We start from the raw sequence: 15,013 nt of genomic DNA, 5'->3' as shown, positions 1-15,013 counted from the left end.
GCGTGACGCGGAGCCCTTGCGCATGGCATCAGGCCATCGTCTCCCAGAGGCGATGGGCGATCACGCCGGCACGCTTCTCGATCGCGGCTGCGGCATCGAGCGCGAGGTCCTCGCGATAGCGGCCAGCAATGAGCTGCACGCCGATCGGCTTGCCCTCGTTGACGGCCACCGGCACCACCGCGCCGGGCAGGCCCAGCACGTTGATCGCGGAGATAAAGCGAATCTCGCCCCAGAAGATCTCCTGCACCCGCTCGGCGCTGACGGTGTCGTCGCGCGGTCCCGGCGTCGGCTTCACCGTGGTCGGTGCCAGCACGACCGGATACTCCTCGAAGAACAGCTGCCAGGCGCGGATGTGACCGTTGCGCGCGGCCGTCGCCTGCATCCAGGCCTTGAGATCGAGCCCATTGGCCTTGGCCCTCATGCCGCCCCAGGCCTTGTGAAAGTCCTCGGACGTGACCTTCAGCATGCTGGCCTCCTGCATCACCACCGTCTCGTTGGTGATGATGTCGCACCAGGTCTGCCAGACGCCGTTGATGTCGGGCACCTCGACCTCGCTGACGCGATAGCCGGAACGCTCGAGGTGATCGGCGGCCTGGCGCAGCGCCGCGGCGACGGACGGATCGACGTCCATGTCCTCTGGAATCTTTGCGAGTGCGACCTTGATGGGACCCTTCGGCTTCGGCCCGACCAGCGGCGCCGGCACCCACCAGGGATCGCGCGGGTCGCGCTGGCTCATTGCCTCCAGCGCAAGGCGAACGTCGGCGACATGGCGGGCGAGCGGCCCCTGCGCCGACATCAGATGCGCCAGCATCGGCCGCTCGGCCGTTGCGCTGCCGTTGAAAGCGGGGATGCGGCCCTGCGTCGGCTTGATGGTGGCAACGCCGTTGCAATGCGCCGGCCAGCGCAGCGAGCCGCCGATATCGTTGCCATGGGCGATGGTGCCGATGCCGGCGGCAACCGCCGACCCCGCGCCGCCCGACGAGCCGCCGCAGGTGATGTCAGGGTCCCAGGGATTGAGCGTCAGCCCGTGCAGGGGATTGTCGGTGAAGCCGCGAAAGGAGAATTCCGGCGTGTTGGTGAGACCGATGACGATGGCGCCGGCCTTCTTCAGGTTGCGGACGACAGGCGAATCCGATGGCGCGATGAGATCCTTGTTCGCCGGCACGCCGTTGAAGTTCGGCCGTCCCTCGTAGTCGACGTTCTCCTTGATGGTGATGGGCACGCCATGCAGAAGGCCGAGCTCGCCGCCCTTGGCGCGCTGCTTGTCCGCCGCATGCGCCGCCTTCAGCGCCTCGTCGCCGAGATCGACGACCACCGCATTCAGCCTCGGATTGACGGCGCGCATCCGATCCAGATGCGCCTCGACGGTCTCGACGGCAGTGATTGCGCCGGAGCGGATCGCGGCCGCGGTCTCGACCGCAGACCATTGCCAGACCGGCCCCTTCGGGCGACGTGCCGCGCCTGGCTTGCGCGATGCCGCCGTCTTGACTGTCTTCTTCGCGGTTTTCGCGACGGTGCCCTTTCGGGCGGTGCTCGTCTTGTTCGAGGTCTTCGTTACCCTCTTTGCAGTACTTTTCTTCTTGGCCGCCGCCTTCTTCGCCACGTCGCATCTCCCAAAAATTGCGCCGCGGAGGTTATGGAGATCACGCGACCGTGTACAGGTGCGTTTCTGCATGGCGCGTTGTCGCGACGCTCTGTCACGCCCAGACGATCATGAACCTTTGGGCGACCTGGCTCGACCCATATATTGGTTGAGTGATTTAGGACATGACCGCCAAGATTGCCGCATCGACAGGTTCAGTGACGCAGCTATTTTGACCTCGACAGATTGGAGCATTGCCATGCTCACAGAGTTCGACGCCGGATACGGCGAACAACCCTTTCGCGATCTGTGCGCCAATTACCCCGGCCCTGAAGTCTACGATCCCCACGATTTCCGCATTGAATGGGGACCGATCTTCCATCGCGGCCGGCTCGATGGATCGGCGCGCGTGCTTGTCGTCGGACAGGACCCCGCCCAGCATGAGACGATCGCGCGCCGGATCCTGGTCGGCACCGCGGGGCGCCGGACGCAAGGCTTCCTCGCCAAGCTCGGCATCAAGCAGAGCTACGTGATGGTGAACACGTTCCTGTACAGCGTCTACGGGCAGAGCGGCGGCTCCAAGCACAAGAACGAGCCCGGCATCGTCGACTATCGCAACAAATGGTTCAAGGCCGTGCTCGCGCCGGCAACATCGAGGCCGTTGTCTCGCTCGGCGGCCTTGCGGACGAGGCCTGGAAAGCGTGGCTGAAGACCGCCGATGGCGCGGCCTACAAGACCCTCGCCTACCAGCACATCACGCACCCGACCTGGCCGGAAAGCTCCGCCCATGATGCCGCCACGCAGGCCGCCAACACCAAGATCATGCTGACCAAATGGAATGCCGCCCTCGCCGCGCTCGCGCCTGCGGTCAAGCATCCCGATGTCCAGACTGCGCTCGTGCCTTATGGCGATGCGTTCAAGCCGGCCGAACTGGTCGACATCATCGCCAAGGACCTTCCGGCGGGCCTGCCGGCCTGGATGCGCGGCGACACGCCATGGGCCGTGCGCCAGGGCACCGATGCAGCCACCAAGCGGCGCAACATCACGATCACCATTCCCAATGGGGTGATCCCATGAGCCCGGCCGCGGGTCCGAAGCGCTGGGCGCTGAGCGGGCGGATCGTGACGATGGCGGCCGAGGGCGACGTCATCAAGAGCGGGACGATCTTCATCGAGGATAGTCGCATCGCCGCTGTCGTCCCCAAAGGACAGCCGGCGCCGACGGGCTTCGAGACCACAAATCCGGTAGCGACCGGGGGCACCATCTATCCCGGCCTGATCGAGCTGCATAATCACCTCAGCTACAACATCCTGCCGCTCTGGCAGGTGCCGCAGCCCTACGGCAATCGCGACCAGTGGCAGAATGCCAAATCCTACAAGACGTCCGTGACCGGCCCGATGAGCGCGATCGCGCTCGCCGATGACGGCTCGCTGCTGCCGGCCCTGGTCCGTTATGTCGAAGCCAAATGCATGGTCGCGGGAACGACGACGAGCCAGGGGATCACGCTGTCGAACTGGAGCGGCACGATCCACAAATACTACAAGGGCGCGTTGCGGGCCGCCGAGATCGGCAGCCCGCCGGATCTGCCGCGCGCTCACTCCAAGATTCCCGACATCGATGCCGAGGACTGGGCGAAGTTCGACAAGGAGCTGAAATCGTCGTCGTGCTTCCTGCTGCACCTGAGCGAGGGCATCGACACCAAGGCGCACAGCCACTTCCTCGCCTTGCGCAACCCTCAAGGCGACTGGGCAATCGAACCGTCGCTGGCCGGCATTCATTGCACGGCGCTGGACGCGACCGACTTCGGAACGATGGCCGAAAATCATGCCAAGGTCGTCTGGTCGCCGCTGAGCAATCTGCTGCTCTACGGCAAGACGACCGACGTCGCGGCCGCGCGCACGGCCGGCCTCACTATCGCGCTCGGCTCGGACTGGTCGCCATCAGGCAGCAAGAACCTGCTCGGCGAGCTGAAGGCGGCGAAGGTCGTGTCCGCGCATTTCAATCTCGGATTCAGCGACTTCGACATCGTCGCGATGGCGACGCGCAATCCCGCCGCGATCCTGAAATGGGATGCAAAGCTCGGGACCATCGCCAAGGGCAAGTTCGCCGATCTCCTGGTCGTGAAGGGGGTCACCGGCGATCCCTACGCCCACCTGATCAAATCGCGCGAGCAGGACATCGTTCTGGTCACGATCGGCGGACGGCCGCGCTACGGAACGAAGACGGTGATGCAGAAGGCCGGCGGAAGCGGTGAGGCCCTCAAGATCGGCAGCAGCGCGCGCGTGATCGACTTCTCCTCGCCCGACCAGGATCCAGGGATCGAGAAAGTTTCACTGGCGGAAGCGACGAGCCGCCTGAAGGCCGCGCTCGGCAGTCTCGGCGCACTGCAAACGGATAGCCTCGCCATGAGCGACGCAATCGCCCGCGGAACGGTGTCGCGCACCGGGTGGCGCCTCGCGCTGGATGAGCAGTTCGGCAACAATGTCCAATTGCGCCCGCGGCTCGCATATGACGGCGTCCGCACCGGTCCCGATCTGGCGGCGGTGGCCGTGACCGACGAGCCGCTGCATCCGATCAAGCTGGACGGCCTCACCGTGGCGGGCGATCCCGTCTTCCTGGACACGCTGAAGAACGAGTCGAATCTTCCGCCAGGAATCGCCGCAGGGATCGCCGTCTTTTACTAGCCCCCTACACGGGCGGTGGATTGAGCCGCGCAAAGCCTTCCTGGACGCAGTAGGGATAATAGGGATAAGGCGGCATCACCGCGCTGACTTCGTCGAGCCGCCTGATCTGATCCGCGCTCAGCGTCCAGCCGACGGCGCCGAGATTGTCGCGCAGCTGCGCCTCGTCGCGCGCGCCGATGATCACGGAGGAGACCGTGGGGCGCGACAGCAGCCAGGCGATCGCGACCTGGGGCACGGTATGGCCGGTCTCTGCGGCAATCGCGTCCAATACGTCGACGACGGCGTAGAGGCGCGCCTCGTCCACGGGCGGGCCGAACTGTGCGGTGGCGTGCAGGCGGCTCGCTTCCGGCAGCGGCTGGCCGCGCCGGATCTTTCCGGTGAGCCGGCCCCAGCCCAGCGGGCTCCAGACCAGCGCGCCGACGCCCTGATCGCGCGCGAGCGGCATCAGCTCCCATTCATAGTCGCGGCCGAGCAGCGAGTAATAGACCTGGTGCGCGACATAGCGCGGCCAGCCATGGCGGTCCGCGATGGCGAGCGACTTCATCAACTGCCAGCCGGCGAAATTCGAGACGCCGACATAGCGCAGCTTGCCGGCGCGTACGAGCGTATCGAGCGTGGACAGCACCTCCTCGATCGGCGTGAAGGCGTCGAAAGCATGGAGTTGAAGCAGGTCGATGGTATCAGTGCCAAGCCGGCGCAGCGCCGCATCGACCGAGGCGAGCAGTCGCTGCCGCGACGAGCCGGCGTCGAGCGGGCCATCGCCCATCGGCAGGCTCATCTTGGTGGAAATCAGCACCTTGTCGCGGCGGCCCTTGATCGCGGCACCGAGGATCTCCTCGGAGGCGCCGTTCGAATAAACGTCGGCACTGTCGAACAGGTTGACGCCGGCATCGAGGCAGATGTCGACCAGCCTGCGGGCCTCCTCAATGCCGCTGCGGCCCCAGGCGGAGAACAGCGGGCCCTGGCCGCCGAACGTGCCGGTGCCGAAGCTGAGGACCGGGACCTTGAGCCCGGATGCGCCGAGATTGCGGTATTCCATGATCACTCTCCTATTCCGCCGGGCACGCCGCGACTGCTGTCGCCGTGCGATCGAGCTGGAGGTTCCACAGCGCCAGCACGAGGCCGATCGCAGTGATGCCGGCAGCGACCAGCGGCAGCGCCGAGAGGCCGAGCCCGCGATCGATGGTGACACCGCCGGCCCAGGCCCCCAGCGCGTTGCCGAGGTTGAACGCGGCGATGTTGAGGCTGGAGGCGAGCGTACGGCCACTGGGACCGGCGGCTTCCAGCACGCGAAGCTGGAGCGGCGCGACGGTTGCGAAGGCGGCGATGCCGAGCAGCAGGATCAGCACGACACTGATGATCTTGATCGACAGCACAGCGGCAAGGCCGAGCAACACGAGGGCGAGCGCGGCAAGCGTACCGATCAGGGCGCGCGCAAGGCCACGGTCGGCGAGCTTGCCGCCGGCGACATTGCCGATCGCAAGCCCAACGCCGAACACCAGAAGGATCGGCGACACCGCGGTTTCCGAAAAGCCGGTGAAGCGCGTCAGGATCGGCTGGATATAGGTGAAGACGACGAACAGGCCGGCAAAGCCGAACACGGTCATGGCAAGGCCGAGCAGCACCTGCGGACGGCCGAGCACCGCGACTTCCTCAGCAAGCGAGATCGGCTTGTCGCCCTTGCCGACATGACCGGGGACGAGCACTGCGACCACCACGAACGCCATCACGCCGATCGCAGTCACCGCCCAGAACGCCGCGCGCCAGCCGAGCATCAGGCCGAACCAGGCGCCGAAGGGCACGCCCAGCAGCGTTGCGACCGTGAGGCCGATGAACATGGTCGCGATGGCCGAGGCGCGCTTGTCCTCGGCGACGAGGCCGGTGGCGACGACCGAGCCGACGCCGAAAAACGTGCCGTGGGCGAGCGAGGTGAGCACCCGCGCCGCCATCAGCAGTTCATAGTTCGGCGCGAGCGCGCAGGCGGCATTGCCGAGCGTGAAGATCGCCATCAGCGCCAGCAGCACAGTTTTGCGCGGCAGCCGTCGCGTGGCCAAGGTCAGCACCGGCGCACCGACGAAGACGCCGAGCGCATAGCCCGAGATCAGCAGGCCCGCGACCGGCACGGAGACGTGCATCTCGGCGGCGACCTGGAGCAAGAGGCCCATGATGATGAATTCGGTGGTGCCGATGCCGAAGGCACCGGCGGTGAGCGCGAGGACGGCGGGAGGCATGCGTTGCTCCAATGGATGAGACGAGCCACGCAGATAGCTGCATCGCGGCAAAACCATTAGAATGTCCTCAATCCAATCATTTGTGACGTGAATTCAACATGGCCCGATTCGACACCAACCGCTCGGCCGAGATGGAGGTCTTCGTCCGCGTCGTCGACCTCGGCGGCTTCACCCAGGCCGCGCGAAAACTGCGCCTGACGCCGTCGGGCGTGAGCAAGCTGATCTCGCGGCTGGAGGTGCGGCTCGGCTCACGCCTGATCAACCGCACCACGCGCAAGCTGACGCTGACCGAGGAAGGCCAGGCCTTTTACGACCGCGCCGTGCGCATCCTCAGCGAGATGGAGGAAGCCGAGCGCGAGGCGGCCTCGGGGGCCGCGCCGCGCGGCCGCCTCACGGTCAACAGCAACATCCCCTTCGGCATGCTGCACGTGATGCCGCTTATCCCGCGCTTCCTCGAACAGCATCCCGAAATCACGCTCGACCTCATGCTGACCGATACGCTGATCGACCTGATGCAGGAGCGCGCCGACGTCGCCATCCGCGTCGGGCCTCTGAAGACTTCGCGCCTGATCGCGCGCAAGCTCGGCACCAGCCGCATGGTGGTGGTCGGCGCCCCAAACTACCTGGCGCGTTTCGGCACACCGAAGACGCCCGAGGATCTTGCCGATCACCGCGGCATCGGCTGGACCTTTTCGCGCATCCGCGGCGGCTGGCCATTCCGGCGCGGCGATCGCACCGAGGAAGCCGTGCCGCCGCCGATCGCGCGCGCCAGTGACGGCGAAGCCGCCCGGCGCCTCTGCCTCGGCGGCGTGGGACTAGCCCGCCTCGCCCTGTTCCACATCGGCCCCGACATCGAAGCCGGCCGCCTCGTCCCGGTTCTGCAAGGCTACAATCCCGGCGACCGCGAAGACATCCACGCCGTCTATGTCGGTCACACCGCGCCGCTCCCGGCGCGCGTGCGCGCCTTCATCGATTTTTTGGCGGAGCATGTGCGGGTGAATGACCCCACGCTGAAGCGCACGGGGGATGGGAGGTGGAAATTGGTGAGATGAGGGTCTGGCGGAGAGAGTGGGATTCGAACCCACGGTACGGTTTCCCGCACACACGCTTTCCAAGCGTGCGCCTTAAGCCACTCGGCCATCTCTCCGGAGCGCCCTCTCTTGAAGGGGCGCCGGTGATTTTGCAAGGGATCGCGGGAAAATCGGGTGAATTTTCCGTAAGATGTTGTATTTAAACAATAATATCAGGCGCAGGCGGGCCCTGCGGAACCGCCCGAGGACTGAACCGGAGGCGGGTTTGGCGCGACGATTCACCTGAGGCCACCAAACACGACCGGGGACGCCATGACCATCCGCAACACCATCGCCGCGCTGGGCCTGATTTCGGCCCTCGGCTCCGCCTTTGCCGTGCCGGCCCTGGCACAGGTCTGCACCCGGCAGGGCGTCGATGTCAGCTGCGACGACGGGCGGCGCGGGGTGCTGTCGGGCGATGCCATCCTCTGGCCGGACGGAACGCGCTCGAGCTCGACGCCGCATCAGAGCGTCATCATCGGCAACAAGAGCTCGGTGCATGTCGGGCCCGGCGTGTTCGTCGGCCAGGGCAAGGGCATGGTGCCGCTGGACGATCCCAACGCGCCGAACAAGCGACAATGCGCGATCCTGGAGGGCGTGTCGTATTGCTATTGAAGCTTTCGTTTTCACCTCTCCCCGTAAGAACGGGGAGAGGGAGAGGAGGCTAAATCAACCGCACACCCGATATCGCCGACTTCAGCCAGCGCAGCGCTTGCGGCGGCTGGGCGGCGAGCGGGGCGACGGCGGCCTTCTGCGTGCGGCACTTTTCCAGTTCAGTGACGAAATCGGTGGACCATTGCTGAATGGTGTGCCCGCGCAGCTTCTTCATCATCGCGTCCCAGCGCATCTTGCGCTCGGTGAGCGGCATCGAGGCTGCGATCGCGATCGCGCGCGCCATGCCGTCGATGTCGTGCGGATTGACCTGCAGTGCGGCGTCGAGCTCGTTGGCGGCGCCGGCAAACTTCGACAGCACGAGCACGCCGGGATCGGCCGGGTTTTGCGCGGCGACATACTCCTTGGCAACCAAGTTCATGCCGTCATGCAGCGGCGTCACCACGCCGACCTGCGCGGTTCGGTAGAGCCCCGCGAGCACGGCCTGGCTAAAACCCTTGTTCAGATAGCGGATCGGCGTCCAGTCGACCTCGCCGTGACGGCCGTTGACGTCGGTGACGAGACGCGCGACCTCGTTCTGGAGATTGCCATAGGCCTCGATCGCGCCGCGCGAGGGATTGGCGATCTGAAGCAGCGAGATGCTGCGCGAAAACTGCGGCTGCTCGGTCCAGAGCCGGTCGAACGCGCTGATGCGGTTGACGAGGCCCTTGGAATAGTCGAGCCGGTCGACGCCGATCGCGAGCCGCTCGCCATTGAGGCTGCGGCGCAGTCGCGACACGTCGGGATGCGATGCCGACTTGGCGGCATAGGCTGCGAATTTCTCCGCATCGATGCCGATGGGGAAGACTTCGCAGCGCGTGCGACCGTGCTGCGAGACCACGACACCGTCTTCGATGGCAAGGCCAAGCTCGCCGCCGACATAGCCGAGAAAATTCTGCAGGTCTTCCTCGGTCTGGAAGCCGAGCAGATCATAGGCCAGCATCGCCGTGATCAGCTCGCGATGATTGGGCACGCCCTGCATCACCGCGGTCACTGGCCAGGGCGTGTGCAGGAAGAAGCCGATCGGATCGTCGACGCCGAGTTCGCGCAGCTCCGCGCCGAGCGCGAGGAAATGATAATCCTGCACCCAGAACGCGGTCCGGGCCTTGCGGAAACGCATCAAGGCGCGCGCCATGAAGGCGTTGACCTCGCGATAGCTGACGTAATCCTCGCGTGAGACGCGGATCAGATCGCTGCGCGAATGCAGAGCCGGCCACAACGCCGAATTGGCAAAACCTTCGTAATAGCCGCCGTAATGGGCCGCCGGCAGATCCAGCGTTGCGATCGCGCCCGTACCCAGCGCTTCGATCTCGGCAAATGGTTCCTTCTGATGGCCGTCACGCACGCGGCCTGAAGACCCCACCCAGATGGCCCCTGAATGCTCGACAACCGGAAGCAATGCTGCAGCGAGGCCGCCCGTCATGGGTTCATTCGGCTTGCCGCGGGCGACGCGATTTGAAACGACGACTAAGTTCACAGGTCGTCCCCTCCTGTTCATTCCACCCCGTTTAACTGCCGTTCATCAATATGGTTCCTGTCATGATTTCTTCGGATTGAAACCAAAATCGGGCATGCGCGTTGGAGCAGGTTTCGCCTGCGGAACCCGAAATTTCACTGCAAAGACAGCATTCGCGACCTTGTTGCGAGCGTGCATTACGCCGCGCAATGACGCTGTGCCGATGGCATTGTGTCTGTGACGTGGCGCTGCCTTCGTTTCACCTTGGATCGAGCAGGCGCGCGAGGAACATGCGCACATCGGCGGGCGCATCGAAGTGACCATTCACGCCCATGGCGCGGCGGCCGACCGAGAAGGCGAGCCCGTCCATGTCGGGCATGATCGCAAACACCGTCTCATCCGTGACGTCGTCACCGATGAACAGCGGCCGGCGCCCCCGAAAAGGTTCATGTTTCATCAATTCGCGCACGCCGCTCGCCTTGGTGAAGCCGGAATGCTTGATCTCGCAGACGAACTTGCCCGGCAGCACCTCGATGGGCGCGCTGGGCAGGTCGGCGCGGATCAGCGAGACGGATTCGTAGATCGCCTTTTCGGCATGCGGCGCGAGGCGGTAATGCAGCGCCAGCGAATAGCCCTTGTCCTCGAGCAGGATGCCGGGCGAAAGCTTGGCGATCGCGGCGAGCCGCCGCTTCAGCTCCTTGTCCAGCGGCGGCGCGTGCACGTCATCCGCTTCGTTGTCTACCGACAATCGCATCTCCGCGCCGTGGCCTGCGACGGCGCGGAAGACGTCGGGCGCGAAGATCAGGTCGATGTCGTTGAGCGAGCGGCCGCTGACCAGCGCCAGCGCTCCGGAGGTGCGCTCTGTCAGCCGGTTGAGCGTCTCCGACAGGCCGGGCGGCACCCACACCTCGCGCGGCGTCGGCATCAGGTCGAGCAGCGTGCCGTCGATGTCGAGCAGGATCGCAGTCTCGTCGAGATGCGGGACGAGCGCATGCGGCACCGGCACCGCATCCGGCTTCTCGTTGTCGTTGCGCTCGGCGCGTTCGTCGACCATCGACATGTCCGCAAGTTCCGATTTCATCAGTCTACTCCATAAAGGCGAGCGGCCGCGCGATTTGTTCGAGCGATTTTCGTTCCGCGGAGACGGCATAGCGCCACGCCACGATCGCGGCCGCGATCATCAGGAAGGCACCCAGCAGATAGCCGGCGAACACGCTGGTGCGCGATCCCGTATCGATCAGCGCGCCGAACAATGCCGGCCCGATCACGCCGCCGATGCCGGTGCCGATCGCATAGAACACCGCGATCGCCAGTGCGCGCACTTCCAGCGGGAAGGTCTCGCTGACGGTGAGATAGGCCGCGCTCGCGGCGGGCGAGGCAAAGAAGAAGATCACCATCCAGGCGATGGTCTGTCCTTGCGCACTGAGTGCGCCGATCGTGAACAGATAGCCCGAGAGCGCCAGCAGCAGCCCGGAGATGCCATAGGTGAACATGATCATGGTTCGCCGTCCGAGCGTATCGAACAGACGGCCGAGCAGCAGCGGGCCAAGGAAATTGCCGGCAGCAAAGGGCAGCAGGTACCAGCCGACATGATCGGCGCTGATGCCGTAGAAATCGGTCAGCACCAGCGCGAAGGTGAAGAAGATGGCGTTGTAGAAGAACGCCTGCGCGCTCATCAGCACGAGGCCAACCAGCGCGCGCTGGCGATAGGTGGAAAACAGCGTATGCACGACTTCGCGGATCGGCGTGTGATCGCGCATCTTCAGCCGGATTTTTGTGAAGCGTCCGTCGCTCGCACCGTGGTCATGTCCGATCACCGAGCGCTCGATGTCGTCGACGATGGCATGGGCCTGGTCCGGCCGCCCGTGGATCATCAGCCAGCGCGGGCTCTCCGGAATCCACATCCGCATCAGGAGCACGACGAGGCCGATGGCGGCGCCGATGAGATAGGCGAGCCGCCAGCCGAGATCGGGGCCCATCAATGCAGGATCGAGCAGCACAATGGCCGCCACCGCCCCCATCGCAGCGCCGATCCAGAAGCTGCCGTTGATGACGAGATCGGTCCAGCCACGATAGCGCGCCGGCACCAGTTCCTGGATGGTCGAGTTGATTGCGGTGTATTCGCCGCCGATGCCGGCGCCGGTGAGAAAGCGAAACAGCGCGTAGCTCGCGATGTCCCAGGACAGCGCGGTCGCGGCGGTCGCCGAGAGATAGAGCGCGAGCGTGATGAAGAACAGCTTCTTGCGGCCGATGCGGTCGGTGAGCCAGCCGAAGCCGAGCGCACCGAGCACGGCGCCGGCGAGATAGGCGGAGTTGGCGATGCCGAGATCGAGATTGGAGAACTGCAGCGTAGGGCTCTGCTTCAGCGCGCCGGAGAGCGCGCCCGCAAGCGTGACCTCGAGGCCATCCAGGATCCAGGTGATGCCAAGGGCCAGCACGACGCGGGTGTGAAAGCCGCTCCACGGCAGCGCGTCGAGGCGCGAGGGAATGCTGGTCTCGACGATGCGATCGGCCGCAACTGCCGCAGGGACGTCAGGTCCGTAGTTCAGCGCTGGGGTTTGCTGCAATTCCATCGGGTTGTTGGATCTGACCAAAGGAAGCAGCCCCGGTTCACATGAGGTGGACGGGGCGACCCGATCATCGGGGTGCGGCATCTCGCCTGCCACCTGCGACAACGTCTGCGGCGATGCCAGGTTCCCGCAGGAACAGTCTCACGGGCCGCCCGTTTGCGACGGAGCCGCAAGGAGTTGACGCATGGCTCATGTCAGAAAGACGACACATTTGCGAAAGAGCGGCGCACGCAAGACTGCACGCCGAAAGACCAGCGCGAGGCGTAGCACCGCGCGTGGGGGCACGAAGCGCGCGACGCCGAAGCGCTGGTCACAGCGCGTAACGAGGGAGAGCGACGCGCTCGATCTCAAGCAAGGCGTGTTCAAGCTGACCAGCGCAAAGAAGATCGCGGCGTCACTGAAGCGCTCGGCGGAGCACAGCTCACGCCGCAAGACCGGCGCCTACCGCTCGGCGCAGTCGATGCTGACCTTCTACATCAACCGCGCCGGCAAGACGCTGCCGAAGACCCAGCGCGCACGACTGGAGCGCGCGAAGGTGGAGCTGAAGCGGGCGTTCGGGAGGGAGTGAGGCTTGCGTCTCCTAACTCCGCTGTCGTCCCGGCGGCTTTCGCCAGGACGACTACGGGGAGAGAGCGCCTACGCCGCCCTGATATTCCCCATGAAGCGGTTGAGCTCGGCGCGCAGGCGGGTGCTTTCGCTGGAGAGCGTCTTGGCCGAGTTCAGCACCTCCTCCGAGGCCGAGCCGGTCTCAGCGGCGCCGCGGTTGACCTGGCCGATGTCGGTGGCCGCGGTCTGGGTGCCCTGCGCCACGGTCTGGACGCTGCGGGCGATTTCCTGCGTGGCCGCGCCCTGCTGCTCGACGGCGCTCGCGATCGAGGTCGAGATCGACGAGATCTGGCCGATGGTCGCGCCGATCTCCTTGATCGCGGCGACCGATTCGGCGGTCGCGCCCTGCATGCCCGCGATGTGCGAGGAGATCTCGTCCGTTGCTTTCGCCGTCTGGCTTGCCAGCGATTTCACCTCGCTCGCGACCACCGCAAAGCCGCGGCCGGCGTCGCCGGCGCGTGCCGCCTCGATGGTGGCGTTGAGCGCCAGCAGATTGGTCTGCTCGGCGATCGCCGTGATCAGCTTGACCACTTCGCCGATCTGCTGGGCGGCATGCGAGAGCTTGCCGATGCGGCCGTCGGTTTCCCTGGCCTGCACCACGGCATTTTCCGCGATACGGCTGGAGTCGCGGACCTGGCGGCCGATCTCCTCGACCGAGGCGGAGAGCTCTTCCGTTGCGGTCGCGACCGACTGCATGTTGGAGGAAGCCTGCTCGGAGACGCCGGCGACCTGGCTCGACAGGCTCTGCGTGGTCTCGGCGGTGCGGGTCAGGGTCGAGGCCGCCGATTCCAGCTGCACGGCCGAGGCCGAGACGTTGGAGACGATGGCGCCGACCGCGCTCTCGAAATCGTCGGCGAAGCGGATCAGCTCGGCGCGGCGGCTGGCGGCCTGCTCGCGGTTCTGGACCTCGCTGGCGGCAGCATCGCGCTCGGCCTTGGCGATGGCCTGAACCTTGAATTCTTCGACCGCGCCCGCCATCTCGCCGATCTCGTCCTTGCGGCCGAGGCCGGGCAGCACGACGTCGAAATTGCCCGAGGCGAGTTCGCGCATCGCCTTGCACATCGCGATCATCGGACGCGAGATGCCGTTGCCGAGCATCCAGGCCAAGGCGGCACCGATGGCAAGACCGCCGAGCGCCAGCATCAGCATCAGCCGCTCGGTTTCCCCGATCGTGGCATTGGCACTGGCCTCGATGCGCTGCTGGTCGGCGGTGAGGTCCGAGCGCAGCTCGCCCGAAAGCTTGAGAATGGACGCGGCGGTCTTGGTCATGTCGCCGTTCGACTTGACGATGACCTTCACGTTCTCGGTCAGCTTGGAGAAGGAGGTGCGGTACTGCTTCAGCAGATTGCCGATCTCGGTGACGCGGTCGGTGATCTTCTGGTCGTTGGCGTAGATCGAGACCAGCAGGGTCTCCAGGAACTTGATGCGCGCGATCACGCCGTCGGCGGTCTTCGGCTCGGGCTTGGCGACGAAGGCGCTGACCGAGGTGGAGACCGCGAGATATTGCGAGGTGACGTCCTTGGCCGTGGTCTGAACCGAGTTCAGGCCCGCCAGCGCGGCGGTATCGGCGAGATCGTCGAACTTGAAGCGGATCTTGTTGCCGACGCTGTTGAGCTCGTCGGCCGCGATCTTGTTGTTCTCGCGCGTCAGGGTGATGATCTCACCGAACACCTTGGTGAAGCGCTGGAACTCGGCCTCGAGCTTGCCGACCTGCTCGCGGCGCGCAGCGCCGGTCGTGGCCGCCACGGACTTGGCAATTGCACCCTTCAGATTCTCTTCCGCCGCCTTGGCCGCGGTCTCGTCTTCGTTCGCGCCGGTCAGCGTGTAGGCCCGCGCCAGCCCCTGATAGGAGATCAGCTCGCGGTCAACGGTCCGGGCGAGGTCCGCTTCCGACACGCTGGTGCGGTAGGAGGTCACGGCAGCCTGGATCCGCTCGAAGCCGAAATAGGCGAAAGCCATGCTGACGGCGAGGATGGCCAGCACCGCCACGAAGCCGAGGATGATTTTTGCGCGAAAACGCAAGGTGAGGAGCTTTGATGTGTTCGGCTTCGACTTGACGGGCATTCCCCCACCCCATTCCATTCGCGGAAAACCAGGCGCAGCCCGGGAGCAGCCCGCTCCCCGACTCGTATGCACGGTAGTTGGCAAAGGATAAGCCACGGT

14 protein-coding genes and 1 tRNA gene are annotated in these 15,013 nt (G+C 65.5%); 7 read left to right on the top strand and 8 right to left on the bottom strand.

Annotation, left to right across the window (positions count from 1 at the left end):
* Positions 1-28: 28 nt before the first annotated feature.
* Positions 29-1,603, bottom strand: coding sequence for an amidase family protein (locus QA649_RS03175; protein WP_283022928.1), 1,575 nt, complete (start codon positions 1,601-1,603; stop codon positions 29-31).
* A gap of 238 nt (positions 1,604-1,841) precedes the next feature.
* Between QA649_RS03175 and QA649_RS03170 the strand changes: the two genes are divergently transcribed.
* Genes QA649_RS03170 through QA649_RS03160 form a run of 3 tightly spaced genes read left to right on the top strand, consistent with a single transcriptional unit; the run spans position 1,842 to position 4,266 of the window.
* Positions 1,842-2,291, top strand: coding sequence for a hypothetical protein (locus QA649_RS03170; RefSeq protein ID WP_283022927.1), 450 nt, complete (start codon positions 1,842-1,844; stop codon positions 2,289-2,291).
* Positions 2,204-2,659, top strand: a complete 456-nt coding sequence (locus tag QA649_RS03165; protein ID WP_283022926.1) for a hypothetical protein — start codon at positions 2,204-2,206, stop codon at positions 2,657-2,659. The genes QA649_RS03170 and QA649_RS03165 overlap by 88 nt, the downstream gene beginning before the upstream one ends.
* Positions 2,656-4,266 carry an amidohydrolase family protein gene (locus QA649_RS03160; protein WP_283022925.1) on the top strand — a complete coding sequence of 537 codons (1,611 nt, stop codon included), beginning with the start codon at positions 2,656-2,658 and terminating at the stop codon, positions 4,264-4,266. Before QA649_RS03165 ends, QA649_RS03160 begins: the two co-directional genes overlap by 4 nt.
* A gap of 4 nt (positions 4,267-4,270) precedes the next feature.
* Here the strand turns inward: QA649_RS03160 and QA649_RS03155 are convergent, their stop codons facing one another.
* The gene (locus QA649_RS03155) at positions 4,271-5,305 is read right to left on the bottom strand and encodes an aldo/keto reductase (RefSeq protein WP_283022924.1); all 1,035 of its coding nucleotides are present in this window, start codon (positions 5,303-5,305) and stop codon (positions 4,271-4,273) included.
* Between the two features lie 10 nt (positions 5,306-5,315).
* Entirely contained in the window at positions 5,316-6,497 is a 1,182-nt protein-coding gene (locus QA649_RS03150) for an MFS transporter (protein ID WP_283022923.1), read from the bottom strand.
* Positions 6,498-6,595: 98 nt separating this feature from the next.
* Between QA649_RS03150 and QA649_RS03145 the strand changes: the two genes are divergently transcribed.
* The gene (locus tag QA649_RS03145) at positions 6,596-7,549 is read left to right on the top strand and encodes a LysR family transcriptional regulator (protein ID WP_283022921.1); all 954 of its coding nucleotides are present in this window, start codon (positions 6,596-6,598) and stop codon (positions 7,547-7,549) included.
* Between the two features lie 5 nt (positions 7,550-7,554).
* Here QA649_RS03145 and QA649_RS03140 read toward each other — a convergent pair.
* Positions 7,555-7,644, bottom strand: a tRNA-Ser gene (locus tag QA649_RS03140).
* Positions 7,645-7,840: 196 nt separating this feature from the next.
* Between QA649_RS03140 and QA649_RS03135 the strand changes: the two genes are divergently transcribed.
* Positions 7,841-8,182: a hypothetical protein gene (locus QA649_RS03135; protein ID WP_283022920.1), complete on the top strand. Its 342-nt coding sequence runs from the start codon at positions 7,841-7,843 to the stop codon at positions 8,180-8,182.
* Positions 8,183-8,231: 49 nt separating this feature from the next.
* Here QA649_RS03135 and QA649_RS03130 read toward each other — a convergent pair whose 3' ends face one another.
* Positions 8,232-9,695 carry a trehalose-6-phosphate synthase gene (locus QA649_RS03130; RefSeq protein WP_283022919.1) on the bottom strand — a complete coding sequence of 488 codons (1,464 nt, stop codon included), beginning with the start codon at positions 9,693-9,695 and terminating at the stop codon, positions 8,232-8,234.
* Here QA649_RS03130 and QA649_RS03125 point away from each other — a divergent pair.
* The gene (locus QA649_RS03125; RefSeq protein ID WP_283026258.1) at positions 9,640-9,915 is read left to right on the top strand and encodes a hypothetical protein; all 276 of its coding nucleotides are present in this window, start codon (positions 9,640-9,642) and stop codon (positions 9,913-9,915) included. The two genes, QA649_RS03130 and QA649_RS03125, sit on opposite strands and share 56 nt — an antisense overlap.
* A gap of 18 nt (positions 9,916-9,933) precedes the next feature.
* Here QA649_RS03125 and otsB read toward each other — a convergent pair whose 3' ends face one another.
* Together otsB and QA649_RS03115 are read right to left on the bottom strand one after the other, a co-directional pair.
* Positions 9,934-10,755 carry a trehalose-phosphatase gene (gene otsB / locus QA649_RS03120; RefSeq protein WP_283022918.1) on the bottom strand — a complete coding sequence of 274 codons (822 nt, stop codon included), beginning with the start codon at positions 10,753-10,755 and terminating at the stop codon, positions 9,934-9,936.
* Between the two features lie 4 nt (positions 10,756-10,759).
* Entirely contained in the window at positions 10,760-12,247 is a 1,488-nt protein-coding gene (locus QA649_RS03115; protein ID WP_283022917.1) for an MFS transporter, read from the bottom strand.
* A gap of 181 nt (positions 12,248-12,428) precedes the next feature.
* Here QA649_RS03115 and QA649_RS03110 point away from each other — a divergent pair, with 181 nt between their 5' ends.
* A complete protein-coding gene (locus tag QA649_RS03110) occupies positions 12,429-12,812 on the top strand; it encodes a DUF3175 domain-containing protein (RefSeq protein ID WP_283022916.1) in 384 nt (127 codons plus the stop codon).
* A gap of 68 nt (positions 12,813-12,880) precedes the next feature.
* On the opposite strand, the gene QA649_RS03105 is transcribed toward QA649_RS03110, so the two are convergent.
* Positions 12,881-14,914 carry a HAMP domain-containing methyl-accepting chemotaxis protein gene (locus tag QA649_RS03105; protein WP_283022915.1) on the bottom strand — a complete coding sequence of 678 codons (2,034 nt, stop codon included), beginning with the start codon at positions 14,912-14,914 and terminating at the stop codon, positions 12,881-12,883.
* Between the last annotated feature and the right edge of the window lie 99 nt (positions 14,915-15,013).

Source organism: Bradyrhizobium sp. CB1717, assembly GCF_029714325.1.
GTDB lineage: Bacteria > Pseudomonadota > Alphaproteobacteria > Rhizobiales > Xanthobacteraceae > Bradyrhizobium.
Note: the sequence above shows the minus strand (reverse complement) of the source record. Positions and strands in the feature narration are given on the sequence as shown.

Bases quoted from the DNA above. Each gene is read 5' to 3' on its own strand.
- QA649_RS03170 (WP_283022927.1), top strand. From the start codon at position 1,842: ATGCTCACAGAGTTCGACGCCGGATACGGCGAACAACCCTTTCGCGAT.
- otsB (WP_283022918.1), bottom strand. From the start codon at position 10,755: ATGAAATCGGAACTTGCGGACATGTCGATGGTCGACGAACGCGCCGAG.
- QA649_RS03145 (WP_283022921.1), top strand. From the start codon at position 6,596: ATGGCCCGATTCGACACCAACCGCTCGGCCGAGATGGAGGTCTTCGTC.
- QA649_RS03165 (WP_283022926.1), top strand. From the start codon at position 2,204: ATGGTTCAAGGCCGTGCTCGCGCCGGCAACATCGAGGCCGTTGTCTCG.
- QA649_RS03155 (WP_283022924.1), bottom strand. From the start codon at position 5,305: ATGGAATACCGCAATCTCGGCGCATCCGGGCTCAAGGTCCCGGTCCTC.
- QA649_RS03115 (WP_283022917.1), bottom strand. From the start codon at position 12,247: ATGGAATTGCAGCAAACCCCAGCGCTGAACTACGGACCTGACGTCCCT.
- QA649_RS03160 (WP_283022925.1), top strand. From the start codon at position 2,656: ATGAGCCCGGCCGCGGGTCCGAAGCGCTGGGCGCTGAGCGGGCGGATC.
- QA649_RS03105 (WP_283022915.1), bottom strand. From the start codon at position 14,914: ATGCCCGTCAAGTCGAAGCCGAACACATCAAAGCTCCTCACCTTGCGT.
- QA649_RS03150 (WP_283022923.1), bottom strand. From the start codon at position 6,497: ATGCCTCCCGCCGTCCTCGCGCTCACCGCCGGTGCCTTCGGCATCGGC.
- QA649_RS03110 (WP_283022916.1), top strand. From the start codon at position 12,429: ATGGCTCATGTCAGAAAGACGACACATTTGCGAAAGAGCGGCGCACGC.
- QA649_RS03135 (WP_283022920.1), top strand. From the start codon at position 7,841: ATGACCATCCGCAACACCATCGCCGCGCTGGGCCTGATTTCGGCCCTC.
- QA649_RS03125 (WP_283026258.1), top strand. From the start codon at position 9,640: ATGGGTTCATTCGGCTTGCCGCGGGCGACGCGATTTGAAACGACGACT.